Raw genomic sequence first — 16,407 nt, 5'->3', positions numbered from 1 at the left:
TACCAATTAATTATGAATTACAATCCAATAAAAATTGATAACATATATAAATGAAAAAATTGCAACTACTTTTTTCTTTTTTCCTTTTTGTACTTGTGTCTTTACAAGCGCAGAATAATGGCTCTATTGAGACGAAGTATTTTGTAAAGAAGAATGAGGTGCTTATTCGTTTTGTTCCTACTTCTAAAGCCATTTTTGATGTAGGAGTTAAAAATGGATACAGAATAACTCGTTCTGCCATACAGAACGGTATTGTTACACAAACACTTGTATTGACAGAGAGTCTCAAACCATACTCCGCTAATGATACGTTGAGTTGGTTGCCAATAATGAGAAAAAATGACAATGGAATTATTGCATACAAAGCTTTATATGAAACTAAAACTGAAATAGCAAAACTACCCGCAGCTCAACAGAATCAGCAAAATGAAATGATTCATGGAATGCTGCTACTTAGTTGTAATTTTGATGCTGCTATTGCGAAGGCTTGTGGATTGTTTTTTAGAGATACTACAATTTCGAATTCACTCACGTATTCGTATAAGATTGAATTGTTAAATCCTCCAAAGAATACGGTAGTACCCCCAACTAAATTTTTGGTTGATGCAACTAAGCTATCTGAAAATACTGCTATAAAAAATCTTTCTGCTGTATTTAAAAATAAAAACGTAAAGTTAAAATGGAAGGCGTCTGATTATCAAAATAGCTATTCTGGTTATATTGTAGAGCGTTCTGAAGATAGTGTGGCGTATCAGAAAATAAATAAATCGTATGTAGTGTTAATCTCATCTCAATTCGAAAAGAACAAAGAGTATATTTATTACAACGACACTTTTCCCGAATTAAATAAACGGTATTATTATAGAATTCGAGGTGTTAATTTTTTTGGAGAATTATCTGCGCCCTCAAATGTTTTAGTTGGCATGGGTTATAAGTCTTTGCGCTCAGCGCCAATTATAGATAGCGTACTTGTTATTGCTAATCAAAAAGTACAATTAAATTTTGGAATGTCGGACGTATTGGAAAATGTTGCTGTTAAAAAATTTATTGTTCTGCGTTCTTCAAAGGAGAAAGACGGATATTCTGCATTGTATGAATTTTCTGCCAAAGGGAAGTGTATAGATGAAAAGCCTACTCAATCTAATTATTATAAATTGTTAGCTGTAACTTGGGGAGGAGATTCTTTGTATTCGTATTCTAAACTAGCATTGATTATTGATACAATACCTCCATCTGCTCCTCGTGGACTAAAAGCCATTGTTGATAAGAAAGGTGTTGTTACAATAACGTGGGATAAGAATCCTGAATCTGATTTGCAGGGCTATAAATTATTTAAAGCAAATACTCTAAAGGAAGAATTTGTTCAGTTGAATGAAAAATTTATTACCAGCGAAATGTATTCTGATAAGCTTAATCTGAAGACATTGAGCAAAAAAATATATTACGCATTGGTTGCTACCGATAATAATTATAATAACTCTGTTTTTTCTGTACCTGTTCTGGTTCAGCGCCCAGATACGATTGCTCCTTCAGCGCCAATTATTACAAGTTCTAAGGTGCTTTTAAATGGAGTGAAATTATCTTGGATTAATAGTGTAAGTGAAGATGTTAAAAAGCATGTTTTGTCTCGCAGACTGCAAGATTCTACTATGTACAACATAGTTAAAGAGTGGTCTGTTTCCGACACTTTAAACACACACACAGACACCTTACTGCAGCCGGGTTATGGATATTATTATAGAGTTGAAGCTGTTGATTCATCAGAGAATAGAAGCTATTCTGCTCCTTTATTTATGAAGTACGAAAATGGATTTCGAAAGAAAATTGTTGATGCTACAGCTCAAATAGATAAGGAGAAAAATAGCATTCAACTAAATTGGGTATATAAAGAAGCTAATATTGAGAAGTTTATAATTTACAGAGGACAACCCAATAAACCTATTGCAATTCTGAAGACTGTAGATGGAGCTGTTTTCAGTTTTTCTGATAAACTTATAAATATGGGTAATATCTACGAGTACAGAATAAAAGCTATATTCGATAATGGTGCGGAAAGTATTATTAGCGATTCTATACGTGTTGAGTATTAAATTATGATGTCTATCTTTTATAATGTAGGTATTTATTGCTATCAAACACTGTTATTTATAGCAGCATTACTAGGCAATGGCAAAGCAAAGAGTTGGATAGAGGGTAGGAAAGATATTTTTAAAATTGTAGCGTCTAAAATTAATACTTCTGATTCTATTATTTGGTTTCATTGTGCTTCTGTAGGTGAATTCGAGCAGGCAAGAGTATTGTTAGAAAAAATTAAAAAAAACATCCCAACATACAAGATACTACTCACTTTTTTTTCTCCTTCTGGTTACGAGCTTCGGAAAAATTATGCTTTTGCAGATTATATCTTTTATTTGCCTATGGACACCCCCTCTAATGCAAGGCGTTTTGTAAAGCTGGTGAATCCCAAGCTTGTTTTTTTCATAAAGTATGAATTTTGGTTGAACTATATTTTTGAACTTTCTCGAAAGAATATCCCATTAATAGGAGTATCCTATATATTTAGAGATAACCAACATTTTTTTAAATGGTATGGGACTTACTTTAGAAAAGCGTTAAGATGTTATAATATGCTTTTTGTACAAGATGAAAACTCTAAGAAGCTTTTGAAGCAGTTAAATATGTGTGATGTAGAAGTGGTTGGAGATACTCGTTTTGATAGAGTAAAGCAAGTCGCTGATAGGGCGCAAAAACTTGATATTGTAGAAAATTTTTGTTCCCAAAAATTCACCATAGTTGCTGGAAGTACTTGGTCTAAAGACGAAGATTTATTTGTTGATTATATTCGCCAAACAACTAACACTGCTAAAAGAAAGTTTGTTATTGTGCCTCACGAAGTTACTTCAGATCATATCACAGAAATATCTGCCAAACTAGAAGGGCTGTCGTTTATTACATATTCGCAGGCTAAAATGGAATCTGTATCAGATTTTGATATATTGCTAGTTGATCAAATTGGTTTTTTGTCATCTATATATCGCTATGCAAGTGCTGCTTATATAGGAGGAGGGTTTGGAACTGGAATTCACAATACCTTGGAAGCCGCAGTATATGGTATTCCAATTGCTTTTGGACCAAAGTATCATAAGTTTAATGAAGCCAAAGATTTGGTTTCTGCGAATATTGCAACTGTTATTGCTTCTTCTTCTGACTTAAAATTATGGATTGACAGAACGTTGAATGATAATGTGTATTATGTAACCTCTTCTATAGCATCCAAAGAATATGTGAATAGAAATGTTGGAGCATCCGATATAATTTTTGATAGAATACAAAAATATATTTGCTGATAGTAATGAATGCAATGGTTAAGTTTTTAGTTGTGTTTTTTTTTATTGTTGTGGTAACAAGTGGCATATTAGTTTGTAAGCCCTTGAGCGATAATAAACTTAAAAAACAGAAAGTATTTACAAGTCTTTCTGATGCACTTGAATCTCCTGATAAGGTTTACAGACTAGATCTTTCTAAACATCCTTTCTACGAATTTCCTCTCCGGCTTCTTCAATTTAAAAATTTGCAAGAGTTAGTATTGAATGAAACCAACATAGCGGAGCTGCCAAAAAAGATTGGTGATTTTAAGAATCTTCAAGTATTATGCTTGAATGGTAATTTTATAAAAGAAATACCCGTAGAAATAAATAAATTAGAATATCTAGAAATACTAGAACTGAAAAATAATAAACTCGTTCATTTGCCTGAAGAGTTATCGGAGTTAGTTAATTTGAGGGAGCTAGACATTACGTTTAATAAAATTGTTGCTCTGCCATTAAATATTGGCAATTTACGGAAACTAGAGAATTTGGATATTTCATTTTCATCTATTACAGAATTGCCTGTATCATTTGGTAATTTAGAAAATTTGCGAGTGTTAAATATGCCAGGGGTTTCTAAAATTGAAAAATTGCCTGCTAGCTTTTCTAATTTGAGTAAACTGCAAATACTAAATTTTAGTAATTGTTCTAGTTTAAAGATTGATGAAAATACAATTCAGCTTTGTAAACTTAACGCGCTTGAAAGACTTAATTTATATGGTATTGAGTTAATTGCGTTACCAGCTTGTTTTTCTAACTTGTCGTCACTTGTTGAACTTAATTTAGCAAGAAATAAAAAACTTGACTTTGTTCGTACTCTCGCATTGTTGGGGAAACTTCCAAAATTAAAGGAGCTTGATTTGTCGGAGAATGAATTGCTGGAACTACCACTTGAAATTATTTCTATAAAAGGGTTGCAAGAGCTAAATCTCTCAATTAATAAAATAGAACAAGTGTTACCTGTTTTTTCTAAATTGTCTTCCTTGAAAAAGCTTACGTTATATAACAACCGAATACGTAAGGATGATATTGATACCTTAAAAAATCACCTTCCCAGGTGCGCCATTCTTTACTAGTAACTTTAATTTACTATTCTCGTACACACTAGTTAAATATTAATGTTATTTTAGTTTTTATTTACTATTTAAAATCGTAATTATTTTGGCTGAAGTAGAAGAGGATAGAAATATTCAATTTGTAGATATCTTATTTCCCTTGCTGTTTCTTACATTGCTTTGGGCTATACGGTATTATGAAAGTTATACGGACTTTAGTTTTGTTCGTTATGGATTATTGCCACGCACTTTAATTGGCCTGCAAGGGATCTTGTTTGGTCCACTAATACATGCAGATACTAATCATCTTATTTCAAATAGTTTGCCATTATTTATTATGGGCTCTGCTATGTTTTATTTTTATAGGCAAATTGCATTTAAGGTTTTTTTTCTAGTGTATATCTTAACCGGAATATGGGTGTGGTTAGGAGCTAGAAGCAGTGCGTATCATATAGGTGCTAGTGGTATTTTATATGGATTTGTATGTTTCTTATTTTACAGTGGTATTTTTCGAAAGGATAAAAGACTATTGGCAGTATCTTTGTTAGTTGTTTTTATTTATGGTGGTATGGTATGGGGAATTTTACCCATTAAATCGGGTTTTTCCTGGGAGTCACATTTGTATGGTTCTATTGCAGGACTTATAGTTGCATATTTCTACAGAAATGAAGGTCCTCGACCTCCCAAATATGAATGGGAAGAAGAAGAGGAGGTGGATTCAAGCTTGCCTAAAAGCCCCAATGATTCAAATACCAATCTAAGTACCAATGTTCCTGATTTTGGCGATACGGAAAATAAAGTAACTTAAGTAGTTCCAGTTACTAAATTGGTTGCCTTTTTTGAATTAAGCCATAATCCGTAATAGGTAAGCAATCCATTCAGTAATAATAGCTCATATCCAAATTTATAGCCATTAAACCATACCGCAGAATTCTCGTACAGAACGTAACAAATTAATGGTGGTATAAAGCATAAAACTGGAATGTATTTGTCGTTCGATATTCTTGTTGTAAATAAGCCAAAGGCAAACAATCCAAGCAATGGACCGTATGTGTATGCTGCAACGGTGAATATAGCATCTAATACAGATGTTTGATTAATCAGGGAGCATCCAACTATGGTAAGAAGTAGAATTGCTCCAAACGCCAAGTGAATAAGATGTCTAATGTTTTTTTTCTTTTCTTCTGTATAGTCTGTTCTTGTATCTAATTTTAAAAAATCAATCGCAAAGGATGTTGTAAGAGTTGTTAATACAGAATCTGCACTCGAAAAAGTAGCGGCTGTTAATCCCAAAATAAAAACAATAGCAGCAAATATTCCTAAGTGATTCAATGCCAATAATGGAAAAAGCTTATCTGTCATAGGCTTTCCTGTAACTGAATTTAAAGGAATTTCAATTCCTTTACTTGATGTGTATAAGTACAATAATGCTCCTAGTGCAACAAAGAATATATTTACAATTACTAGTACGAAGCTAAATGAAAGTATGTTTTTTTGCGCCTCTGGTAAACTTTTACAACTTAAATTTTTTTGCATCATATTTTGGTCCAAACCTGTCATTACAATTGCAATAAACGCTCCGCTAAAAAATTGTTTGAAAAAGAAATTTTTTTCTTTCCAATCCCAAAAGAAAATTTGAGAATAATCGCTATTAACAACATTTACAACAGTTTCTTTTGCACTCCAGTTCAATCCTTTTACCAAAGCAACAATCGAGAGTACAACACCTACCAATAAAAGAGCCGACTGAAACGTGTCTGTCCATACAAGTGTTTTAATTCCTCCTTTGTAGGTATATATAAGCATTAAGGCTATGATTAAAGCAACAGAAACAAAAAATGGAATATCCCACGAATCAAAAACAAATAATTGTATTACGCTTACAGCTAAATACAATCTAAGTGCAGCGCCAATTATGCGAGATAGCAAAAAGAAAAACGAACCAGTCTTTTGTGCATTTGCTCCAAATCGTTGTTGCAAATAACTGTAAATCGATGTTAGATTTAGTTTGTAGTAGAGTGGGAGTAGTACTTTTGCAATTATATAGTAACCGAGTAAATAACCTAAAACCAACTGCAAGTATGAAAATTTTGCAGTGCCAACTGTTCCCGGTAAAGAAATGAATGTAACACCTGACAATGAATCTCCTATCATTCCAAACGCAACAGCATACCAAGGAGATGTTTTGTTTCCGGTAAAATAAGATTCGTTTGTTGCGTTACGAGAGGTGTACCAAGCTATTAATAATAAAAAACAGAAATAGATTGCTATGCTTGTAATAATTGCAATTGGAGATATCATACTGTAAATATGAATAAAATCTTTTATTTATTTTGTATTTATTACTGCCGTATCGTTTACAGTAATTGTTTGATAACCATCCATTCCATAAAAATCAATTCCATTTACCAAATAGGTGTTTGAAATTTTTTTTCTAAAGTTGTAGCCAATAGCTCTTGCTATATCCACAGCGATGTTGAAGTTGTTATATAAATATGGATAATCCATAATTTCTTTCTTTAGTGAATCGTTTGCTATGTTGAACGAGCTGTATATGTATGGTGTGTAAAACACATATTTTCTGAACATTAAATGTCCAAAGGCACCATCTTCTTCTCCTTGGCATTCGCCATGATCAGACATCATAAAAAATTTAATTTTTGCGTTAGAATTCTTCAGTGTTTGTATAATTTTAGCTATGTTATAGTCGGTGTATCTTATTGAGTTGTCGTAATCTGCACCTTGTGGATATTTATAATCTTTTTCCTTGAAGAAATGGAATGATTCGGGGTATCGTTCATTATACTGTTCGTGCGAGCCATACAGCTGAAGTACTATAAAATTATTATTTGTGCTTAAGTCAATTTTATCAAGCTCAGGTTGTATTTTTTCATCTAAACAGCCTTCTGTATTTGTGCACGCAGGGTCTAGGTTTGTTGAGTATTTAAACACATCTACATATTGCAATTTAATTTGAGAAGTGTAACTACTCATTCCTTTTTTGCTTTGCGATGATATGAAATAAGTTTTATATCCTTGATCTTTTGCCAATTTAAATAAAAGGGTATTCCCGTTAAGCACTTGATTGTATTGTCCAATGGAATCGAGAATATTAAAAAAACTTATTAAAGATATGTCGGTACATACGGCTTGCGTAGTAGATTTTTTAATTGTTAGTATTCCTGCGTTGTAAAGGCTGTCTAATAAAGGGGTAGTTGGTTTTTCGTAACCAAATAAACTCATGTGTTTAGAGGTTAAGCTTTCTCCAACAATTAATACAATATTGCTTTTTTCATAATTCATTTTGGGTGGAGTAGGTTGTATGTTGCCTCCTAGATTAGAATTGGTAATTTTTGCGGGAATGTATTTGCCAAGCAAATTAGCAGACGTTTCTATAAATGCTCGGATTAAATGTATTTCGTTAGATACATTTCCTATTGTATGAACGCTCTTGTAGGATTTTATACTAAGCCATACAATAATTATAATCGGAATAACGGGCGTGTATTTAATTGTAAGAAATTTGTCTTTTGTTTTTTTTAGAACGAAAAAAAACGAGGCTATAATTCCTATTGATAATAATAGATTAGGTAAAAATAGCAGCCATGTTTTGCCTCCTATTCCCGAGACTATTTCCGCAAACTGAGTAAAAAATCTATATATTTCTCCGGCAATAATTGGTGTGCCAAAGTAAGACCAATGTAAAAGTTGAATTGCAAAAGAAAATAGTAATAATGAAAAATAAACGAATTGTTTTTTTATCGATCGGAATATTGTACCTACAAACAAAAGTCCCCAAATCATCGCAAAATCAACATTTGATAGGCTTTTGATAAATGAAGTGTTGATAACGTAATTGTTAATTACAATAAGAATAAGTGCAAAAACAAAGGAGAAAATAAGATTGTAAATACTGTTTTTTAGATCGCTTTGCTTCAATTGTAAATGTTGATTTTAGTTAAGTGGCTCTATTTGAAATCCTTTTAAGTAAGTGCAAGCGGCATCTGCAAAAACAATACGTTCTTTTTCCGCATTTGTTGCAGACGATAAAAATTCTTCCAACCTAGAAATGGTATGGCTTAATTCATCTTTTTTAAATGGACCTTCCATGCTTTCAACAACGGTAGCAGCCTCGAGACATACTAGTATAGGCGCATTTAAAATTAAATCAACAAAAAAGGATAGGTGTGAGCTGCAATTACAATCAGATTCCCAACAAGCAGCAACTAATATTGATTTTAAATGTTCTTTTTTGTTTTTGGAAATAGCATCAATCAATAGGTGTAAGCCATCGTGCTCCTTTAATAGTTTTAAAATGTCATTTTTGTGTTCTTTGTTAGTGGGGTCTGTTAAAAGAGAGGTTAAGTTTGCAATACTTTCATTTTTATTTTCGGAGCTTGCACCAGATTTAACGAAGATAGTATGAAATTTTTCTTTGTTGAAATATTCTCCGTTTGCCGATTTGTTTTCTGTAGAGTCCATCTTTTCTGAGTTTCTATTTTTATTCAGATTATTTAGTTTCTATTTCCAAATATAGCACTTCCAACTCGTATCATGTTGCTTCCTTCATTAATAGCAATTTTATAGTCGCTACTCATTCCCATGGAAAGTGTTTTAATATTGCAGTTTTCGGTATGGTGCGTTTGTATGGTGTCAAAAAAGTTTTTCAGCTCTTTAAATTCACGCTGTATTTGAGTTGTATCTGCTGTATTAGTTGCCATTCCCATTAAGCCAACAATTTTAATGTTTTGTAGTTCTGTAAATTGTGTGGAGCTTAACAAGCTTTCGGCTTCAGTAAAATTTAATCCAAATTTGGTTTCTTCGCTGGCAATGTATATTTGCAACAAGCAATTTATTATTCTTGAATTTTTAAGTGCTTGTTTATTTACTTCCTCAAGTAGTTTAAAACTATCAACCGAATGTATTAAACTTACAAATGGTGCAATATGTTTTACTTTATTGCTTTGTAGGTGACCAATTAAATGCCACTCACTGTCACTGGGTAGCTCCGTGTTTTTCGAAACTAATTCTTGAACCTTATTTTCTCCGAAAATTTTGTGATTAGCAGCATACGCTTCCTTGATAAGTGATACCGGGTGCGTTTTTGTTACTGCTATAAGCGTTACATCGGCAGGTATTTCACTTTTTATTTTCTTTAAATTATCGGCAATATATCCCATAATCAAATTTTTATAGGTCTCCTTGTAAACTATAAATAGTTAGCCCACTAGGCATTTTAGGCTCTACCCAAGTTGATTTTGGAGGCATTACTAAATTATTGTCGGCAACACGTTTTACTTGCTCGAATTGAATAGGGTATAAGAAGAATATAGCTTTTGCTTTTCCATCTTCACATAATTTTAGTAATTCTAAATTGCTTTTTATGCCGGGAGAAAAGGAAATTCTTTTGTCGGTTTTCAAATCTTTTATTCCTAAAATAGGTGATAAAATAAATTCAGATAAAATGTGTACATCAAGAGATTCTACTGGATGTTGCTCATTTATAAGAACAGCTCTGGGTTTTAGTAAGTACCATTTTTTTTCGAGATACAATACGATTTCGTGCAAAGCCTTAGGATGCAGCAACTCTTCCGATTTTTTTACTACCGTAAAATAATTTTCCACCTTGGCAATAAATTCAGCTGCTGACAATCCATTCAAATCTTTTACGACCCTATTGAATTCAACTATTTTTAATTGTGTTTCCGGAAAGAATGCCCCAAGATAATAGTTGTATGCTTCTTTTCCTGTATGGGCTTTGTTTGTTTCCTTTTTGCTTTTTCCTAAAAGAGCCGAAGATGCTGATCTGTGATGACCATCGGCAATATAGATGTTTTTAATAGTACAAAACTCCGCTTGAATTTGCTGTGCTTCAGTTCCAACAACTTTCCATAATTCATGTTTGCTGTTTTTTTCAGTAGTATAGCTTATGTCGGGATTATGCAAAAGCACTGTTTCTATTATGGTATTTATTTTGTGGTTGCTAGGATATCCAAATAATACGGGCTCTGCATTAAAATTACATACCTCTAAATATTCTTTCAGTTTATTTTCTCGCTCTGTTAAAGTGTGCTCGTGAATTTTTATTTCCCCTTTCCAGTAATCTTCAACAGAGGCGCATCCAATTATACCCGTATAAGAATTAAATTCGGAAGATTGGCGATAAATGAAAAAAGCATCCTCTGTTAATGCGGTAAACGTTCCATTATCTATTAGTTCATTGAGTTTTTTTTTGATTTTTGTCAATCGCTCAATACTGCCCGGCTTAGTATGCTGTTTGTCGCTAAAGTCGGGATGTATAACGTGCAAAAATGAGTTTGGATTAGTAGTTAACGATTTTTCTAACTCCTCGTGCGAATAAAAATCAACAGACCTACTTGCTACAACCCCAGCTAGTTCTTTTTTGGGAAGTATTGCTTTGAATGGAACTACAGTTGCCATTTTTATTTTGGTTGTTTGATAGTAGCAATTATTTTTTCGGCAAGCTCCACACCAATTCTTTCTTGAGCTTCAAGGGTTGCAGCTCCAATATGCGGAGTTAACGATATATTTGGGTGGTTTAATAAAGCTTGCATTGGCTTAGGTTCGTTTTCAAAAACATCCAATGCAGCATGTGCAACTTGACCTGAATTTAGTGCATCCAGTAAATCTTTTTCATTTATTACGCCCCCACGCGATGCATTTAATAATACAACGCCCTTTTTCATCTTACTTAGTTGTTTTTTAGCAATAACTTCGCCTCCAGGAACGTGCAACGTTAAAAAATCTGATTTTTCTAATACACTTTCCAATGAGGTAGTGTGCATGTTTATTTTAATTGGATTGGCGTATTTTATATCTAATTTAAATTCAACTTTCTCTAAATAAGGGTCGTATGCAGCCACATCCATTCCCAAGCCCAACGCAATTTTAGCAACACTTTGTCCAATTCGTCCAAATCCAATAATGCCGATAGTTTTTCCTTTTAGTTCTGTACCGGAAGAATATTTTTTCTTAAGTGTTTCAAACTCGGTATTGCCTTTTATGGGCATTTCTCTATTAGATTGATGCAAAAAACGCACAATTCCAAATAAATGAGCAATAACAAGCTCTGCAACAGAATTAGATGATGCAGCAGGTGTGTTGATAACCTCTATCCCTTTTGATTTTGCGTACTCTACATCAATATTATCCATCCCAACACCGCCCCGTGCAATTATTTTAAGATTGGGGCAGCTGTCAATAATATCTTTTCTAACCTTTGTTGCACTTCTAACGGTAAGTACTTCAATTTGATTTTCAGTAATAAAACTACTTAACTCTTCTTGTTTTACTTTTTCGGTAGAAACAAAAAAGCCTGCTTTTTCAAGCAGGGCTTTTCCTTGTTCGTCAATGCCATCATTGGCAAGTATTTTTGTCATAATTTTAGCTTACGTATTATAATTAGCTTAAGCCAATTATTCAATAGAAACAAATTCAAAAGGAACATCTATTAATTTAGAAAATTCCTCACCAGATTCCTTCATATCTTCATCCAAAGCATCAAAACTCCATTTAATTTTAACTTTACAACCGTTTTGATTAATAGTATTGATATGCTTCAAAATGTCTAATATATATTTAGCAGAAGAAGAGTTGAAATACTCAAACCGGAATTCAAAATTGATACTTCCAGATTTGGCATTGTTTTTATACTGATCTAACCAATTTATTAGTGGTTCGTAAAATTTACCTGAATTTTCAGGTCGTGACTCTCCTGAAATTTCAAATTTTCCACCAGCAGGATCAAATATTACTTTTGGCGTAAATTCTGTTGAGTCTAATCTTAATGCGTCCATTGTAAAATCTATATTTGGTTTTTAGAAACTTGAACTTTAAAAATATAAAAAGAGACATCGCTGTCAATAGGAACAAACTCGTATTCTATATTGTTTTCCGATTTCAATGCAATATCTATAATTCCCAACCCGGCACCACCTTTTTCTGATATTTTACCCTCATTTAATATTTCCCTGTACTTATCTTTTATTTGTTCTTTATTCATATTGTTCACCTCGTTTAAAACGCTTTTAAGCGAATCTACTTGCGAACCATATATATAATTACCTGTTATTATGTAGTAATTATCATCATCTCTACCTAATAAGAAAATAGATTGACTCATCTTTCGCTCCACTCGTTCGGAATGCCTAGTAATGTTTTCAAGGCATTCTACAATTATTTTGTAAACTTTCTTTTTAGTTACAACCTCATTGTTAAACCGAGCATCATCAGTTTTAATGGCTTTAAGTATAGCATTGGTAATTTCCGGAGTTACATCACCCAAATAGGTAAGGATAATTTTTTGATCGGACATCATTTTGTATATCTCCGAAATAAAATGTGAACCGGATGTAATCATTAAATAATTTAATGTGTGGTTATGTACAAACGTACCTAATTTTTTTAAAAATGCAAATTCTGTTTTTTAGATATATTTTTTTACATTTATTGGATGCCAATTAACCGAGCATGATGGGTAATAGAATAAACTATTTTCTTTTTACATTAATTGTTGTATTGATTTCCAATACCAGTTTTCTTTATTCACAAGAAGATGCATATACTCTATTAGCCAAGACCATTGTTGTAGATAGAGAAACAGGGAAAAAGTTAGATGGGGTTAGAATTTCGATACTTGAAAACAGAGGCGGAAATTGGATAAAACTAGATGAGAATATCGTAGATAAGAAGGGTTTTAATTTCGACTATTTACTTCAAAAGGAATACATCGTTTCTGCCTCCAAAAAGGGATATATTAAGAAGAAAGTATTAATTAGTACGGTAATGGATGGGGCTTCTGAAAAGCCTTTTGCTAAGGATATAGAAATTTCGTTGTCTATAAATATTATTAATTTGAAAGATACTGCCGCTGTTTTGGATATTCCCTACGGTAAGCTTATTTACGATAAGAAAAAAGATGACTTTGTTGCAGATATTAAATACGACAAAGAAATTAGAGCTCAAGCTAAAAAGGTAGATCCAGTTACTTTTGAGAGAATTGTTGCTAGAATTAAGGAAAGTGCACTATCTACAGGTGAGCCTCCTTCTGATATTAAAGAGCTTGTGAAAAATGTCGAAAAACCTGTTGAGTCAAAGCCTACGCCAACCGTGGCTGTAACTCCTACAGTAGCTGAAACGCCAACCGTTGCCTCAACACCAACTGTGGCAGCGCAAACCCCAACCTTAGCAGCAACTTCTACTGTGGCAACAACTCCAACACTAGCTGTAAAGCAAGCTACTGCAACAGGAACCACAACCACAACTTTAGAGCCAGCAGAAGAAAAGCCGATAGCGACACAAACTGTAGCACCGGTAGAGAAAAAGCCCGTTACTAAACTTGATTTTTTACGTCAAGATGTAACGGATAAAAAAACTATAGAGGCCTTAACTGTTAGGTCAGAGCAAGTGGGTGATATAGTAAAATTGCAAAAGGCAAAAGCGAAAGTCGAAAAAAATAAGGTTAAAAACTTATCTGCAAAGTATGAAACGGGTAATGCTCTTACCAAGTTATATGATGAAGTAGATATGTATTATAAAAATAATAGAAAATAGTTGAGAATCATGGATAGAATAAGATTAGTACTCTGTTTATTTTTTACAATGTTTGTTCAGATTGGGTATATAAATGCTCAAACAATAAACCTTAATCAGTTTGGTATAGAGGAAGGGTTGCCTCAGTCAAGCATTTATACTATGGTGCATGATAAAGATGGAAATATTTGGGTGGGTACAATGGCAGGCATCTCTAAATACAACGGATTACAGTTCGAGAATTTTACCAAGAAAAATGGATTAGCCCAAAACCGTGTTATCTCTAGTTGTATAGATAAAGATGGGAATATTTGGTTTGGCCATTGGGCAGGAGGAATTACGAAATACGATTCCAAAACAAAAGTATTTACGGAAATAGTGCCTGAGGGTATTAATCTAGTAAAGCAGATTACTTGTATTTACCAAGATGCAAGCGGAATAATGTGGTTTGGTACAGATGGTGCCGGCTTACTTAAGTTTACCAATGGCAAATTCGAAGAGCTTAGTAAATCAGCTGGATTGCCGAGCGAAAGCATCTTTTCGATTGCAGAAAATAAAAATAAAGAATTGTTAGTTGCTACCAACAATGGGTTGGCTGTTATTAGTTCATCGGGAAGTGTAAGTATTAAAAAGGGGATTCCTTCTTCTAGTATAAAGTCCCTATTATTTGACAACAAAAACAATTTATGGATAGGTACTGCCGATAAAGGCTTAATAAAGCTGTCTGAAAACGGTTCTGTTACCATATATGATACAAAAAAAGGATTGCCAAGCAATAATGTTAGTGTTATATACCAAGATGTAAACGGAACAATCTTTATTGGAACAAATGGAGGCGGATTTGCCAAATTTTTGGATAGGTTGGAGGCTAATGGGTATAAAGGGAATTTATTTCAGAAAATTAATACCGAGAATGGGTTAAGCAGCGATAAGGTATTGTCTATCATTCAAGATAGAGAGAGAAATATTTGGATTGGAACATCCTTAAATCTTAATCAATACTTTGATGAGCAGTTTGAAATGTACGGCATAAACGAAGGCCTTGATAATAGTTTGATATGGGCCGTAGCGCAGTCCAAAGACGGAAATTATTGGTTGGGTACAGAGGGCGGAGTTGTTAAGTTTATAAAGGGAGAAAACACAAATGAATCGAAGTTTGTAAATTATACAGGCAAAAAGAGCGAAGTTCAAAATATTGTTTCTCTTTATGAAGATGTTCAAGGAAATGTTTGGTTTAGCAATTTTGGGGAAGGCATTTCCTATTTAGATCCATCTTCTAAAAAAGTAACAACGCTTACTGAAAAAGATGGTGTAAGTGCCAAAGAGATTTACTTTGTTACAGGCGATAACAACAATGGAATTTGGTTTGCAAGTAATGGAAATGGAATTTACAGATATGATTTAAAAACAAAATCGGTAAGGAACTATACTACCAAGGATGGTTTGGGTAGCGACAAAGTATATAGTATATTTTGTGATAGCAAAAATAATGTTTGGTTAGGTTCATTAGCCGGAGATTTAACTGTTTATGATGGTAAGTCTTTCAAAAAATTCACAGATAAAGAAGGTTATTCTAGTCGATTTACCATTTCATTTACAGAAGATGCTGCTGGAAATATTTGGATAGGAACTTTTGATAACGGTGTTTATAAATACGATGGAAAATCGTTTAAAAATTATTCTTCAAAAGATGGATTAAGTTCAGACTCTCCTTTTTTACTTCTTGCAGACAATAAAAATAATTTGTGGATTGGTTCTGGTTTAGGAATTGATAAGTTCAATTTAAAAGAAGAAACAATTAAGCATTACGGTAGGTACGATGGGTTTTTAGGAGTAGAGATAAACCCAAATGCCGCATGCAAAGATAAAGACGGAAATTTGTGGTTTGGTACTATTATTGGGTTGGTTAAATACAAATCAGATAATGAAAAAAATAATAATGTAGAGCCAATTACTTCCATTAAAAATCCTAGAATAAATTTTAAAGAAGTTGAAATTCCTGAAAATAAATCTTTCAGTTATTTCGACAATCATATTACGTTTGATTTTGTTGGTACTAGTTTAACTAATCCTAAGCGTGTGCGTTACAAGTACATGTTAGAAGGGCAAGACAACGAATGGTCTCCGGTGGTAAAGGATAACTATGTAACATATCCCGATTTAGATCCAGGTACATACACTTTCAAAGTAATGTCGGCTAATAACGATGGTGTGTGGAATAAAGAACCAGTTTCTTATTCTTTTACAGTGCGTCCTCCATTCTGGAAAACTTGGTGGTTTTGGACAATCGTTTTAGTGGTGGTGGTAGTTGCTGTAATATCTTATATAAAGTATCGCGAGAAAAAACTAAGACAAGAAAATATTATTCTTGAAAATAAAGTAACCGAAAGAACGGAGGAGATTAACCTACAAAAGGTAGAGTTAGAGCGTAA

Annotated in this window: 14 protein-coding genes; 6 read left to right on the top strand and 8 right to left on the bottom strand. The window is 33.1% G+C overall.

Going from position 1 to position 16,407, the window contains the following annotated elements; translation table 11 throughout:
- Window positions 1-50 precede the first annotated feature (50 nt).
- The 4 genes from J0M08_13885 (at window position 51) to J0M08_13870 (ending at window position 5,231) form a co-directional block, all read left to right on the top strand.
- A complete protein-coding gene (locus J0M08_13885; GenBank protein ID MBN8704152.1) occupies window positions 51-2,090 on the top strand; it encodes a hypothetical protein in 2,040 nt (679 codons plus the stop codon).
- 3 nt (window positions 2,091-2,093) lie between these two features.
- Window positions 2,094-3,347, top strand: a complete 1,254-nt coding sequence (locus J0M08_13880; GenBank protein ID MBN8704151.1) for a 3-deoxy-D-manno-octulosonic acid transferase — start codon at window positions 2,094-2,096, stop codon at window positions 3,345-3,347.
- An 83-nt stretch (window positions 3,348-3,430) separates the two neighbouring features.
- Window positions 3,431-4,444: a hypothetical protein gene (locus tag J0M08_13875; GenBank protein MBN8704150.1), complete on the top strand. Its 1,014-nt coding sequence runs from the start codon at window positions 3,431-3,433 to the stop codon at window positions 4,442-4,444.
- Between the two features lie 85 nt (window positions 4,445-4,529).
- Window positions 4,530-5,231, top strand: a complete 702-nt coding sequence (locus J0M08_13870; protein MBN8704149.1) for a rhomboid family intramembrane serine protease — start codon at window positions 4,530-4,532, stop codon at window positions 5,229-5,231.
- Here J0M08_13870 and J0M08_13865 read toward each other — a convergent pair.
- The 8 genes from J0M08_13865 to J0M08_13830 are packed head-to-tail and all read right to left on the bottom strand — an operon-like array spanning window position 5,228 to window position 12,803.
- Complete coding sequence (locus J0M08_13865) at window positions 5,228-6,724, bottom strand: sodium:solute symporter (GenBank protein ID MBN8704148.1); 1,497 nt, start codon at window positions 6,722-6,724, stop codon at window positions 5,228-5,230. The genes J0M08_13870 and J0M08_13865 overlap by 4 nt on opposite strands.
- Window positions 6,725-6,751: 27 nt before the next feature.
- Window positions 6,752-8,362, bottom strand: coding sequence for a phosphoethanolamine transferase (locus tag J0M08_13860; GenBank protein MBN8704147.1), 1,611 nt, complete (start codon window positions 8,360-8,362; stop codon window positions 6,752-6,754).
- A gap of 15 nt (window positions 8,363-8,377) precedes the next feature.
- Window positions 8,378-8,905, bottom strand: a complete 528-nt coding sequence (locus J0M08_13855; protein ID MBN8704146.1) for a hypothetical protein — start codon at window positions 8,903-8,905, stop codon at window positions 8,378-8,380.
- A gap of 32 nt (window positions 8,906-8,937) precedes the next feature.
- Window positions 8,938-9,603 (bottom strand): YggS family pyridoxal phosphate-dependent enzyme, encoded by a 666-nt coding sequence (locus tag J0M08_13850; GenBank protein MBN8704145.1) that lies wholly within the window; start codon window positions 9,601-9,603, stop codon window positions 8,938-8,940.
- A gap of 10 nt (window positions 9,604-9,613) precedes the next feature.
- Window positions 9,614-10,864 (bottom strand): DUF1015 domain-containing protein, encoded by a 1,251-nt coding sequence (locus tag J0M08_13845; protein ID MBN8704144.1) that lies wholly within the window; start codon window positions 10,862-10,864, stop codon window positions 9,614-9,616.
- A 2-nt stretch (window positions 10,865-10,866) separates the two neighbouring features.
- Window positions 10,867-11,823 (bottom strand): D-2-hydroxyacid dehydrogenase, encoded by a 957-nt coding sequence (locus tag J0M08_13840; GenBank protein MBN8704143.1) that lies wholly within the window; start codon window positions 11,821-11,823, stop codon window positions 10,867-10,869.
- Window positions 11,824-11,859: 36 nt separating this feature from the next.
- Entirely contained in the window at window positions 11,860-12,240 is a 381-nt protein-coding gene (locus J0M08_13835) for a DUF1987 domain-containing protein (GenBank protein MBN8704142.1), read from the bottom strand.
- 8 nt (window positions 12,241-12,248) lie between these two features.
- Window positions 12,249-12,803 (bottom strand): SiaB family protein kinase, encoded by a 555-nt coding sequence (locus J0M08_13830; protein ID MBN8704141.1) that lies wholly within the window; start codon window positions 12,801-12,803, stop codon window positions 12,249-12,251.
- 110 nt (window positions 12,804-12,913) lie between these two features.
- Between J0M08_13830 and J0M08_13825 the strand changes: the two genes are divergently transcribed.
- Window positions 12,914-13,996: a hypothetical protein gene (locus J0M08_13825; GenBank protein MBN8704140.1), complete on the top strand. Its 1,083-nt coding sequence runs from the start codon at window positions 12,914-12,916 to the stop codon at window positions 13,994-13,996.
- Window positions 13,997-14,005: 9 nt separating this feature from the next.
- Window positions 14,006-16,407, top strand: a 2,402-nt coding sequence (locus tag J0M08_13820; GenBank protein ID MBN8704139.1) for a hypothetical protein, incomplete at its 3' end; no start/stop codon positions are given.

It is taken from the genome of Bacteroidota bacterium, from assembly GCA_017303975.1.
GTDB lineage: Bacteria > Bacteroidota > Bacteroidia > JAFLBG01 > JAFLBG01 > JAFLBG01.
Note: the sequence above shows the minus strand (reverse complement) of the source record. Positions and strands in the feature narration are given on the sequence as shown.

Bases quoted from the DNA above. Each gene is read 5' to 3' on its own strand.
- J0M08_13885 (MBN8704152.1), top strand. From the start codon at position 51: ATGAAAAAATTGCAACTACTTTTTTCTTTTTTCCTTTTTGTACTTGTG.
- J0M08_13880 (MBN8704151.1), top strand. From the start codon at position 2,094: ATGATGTCTATCTTTTATAATGTAGGTATTTATTGCTATCAAACACTG.
- J0M08_13865 (MBN8704148.1), bottom strand. From the start codon at position 6,724: ATGATATCTCCAATTGCAATTATTACAAGCATAGCAATCTATTTCTGT.
- J0M08_13855 (MBN8704146.1), bottom strand. From the start codon at position 8,905: ATGGACTCTACAGAAAACAAATCGGCAAACGGAGAATATTTCAACAAA.
- J0M08_13850 (MBN8704145.1), bottom strand. From the start codon at position 9,603: ATGGGATATATTGCCGATAATTTAAAGAAAATAAAAAGTGAAATACCT.
- J0M08_13845 (MBN8704144.1), bottom strand. From the start codon at position 10,864: ATGGCAACTGTAGTTCCATTCAAAGCAATACTTCCCAAAAAAGAACTA.
- J0M08_13840 (MBN8704143.1), bottom strand. From the start codon at position 11,823: ATGACAAAAATACTTGCCAATGATGGCATTGACGAACAAGGAAAAGCC.
- J0M08_13835 (MBN8704142.1), bottom strand. From the start codon at position 12,240: ATGGACGCATTAAGATTAGACTCAACAGAATTTACGCCAAAAGTAATA.
- J0M08_13830 (MBN8704141.1), bottom strand. From the start codon at position 12,803: ATGATTACATCCGGTTCACATTTTATTTCGGAGATATACAAAATGATG.
- J0M08_13825 (MBN8704140.1), top strand. From the start codon at position 12,914: ATGATGGGTAATAGAATAAACTATTTTCTTTTTACATTAATTGTTGTA.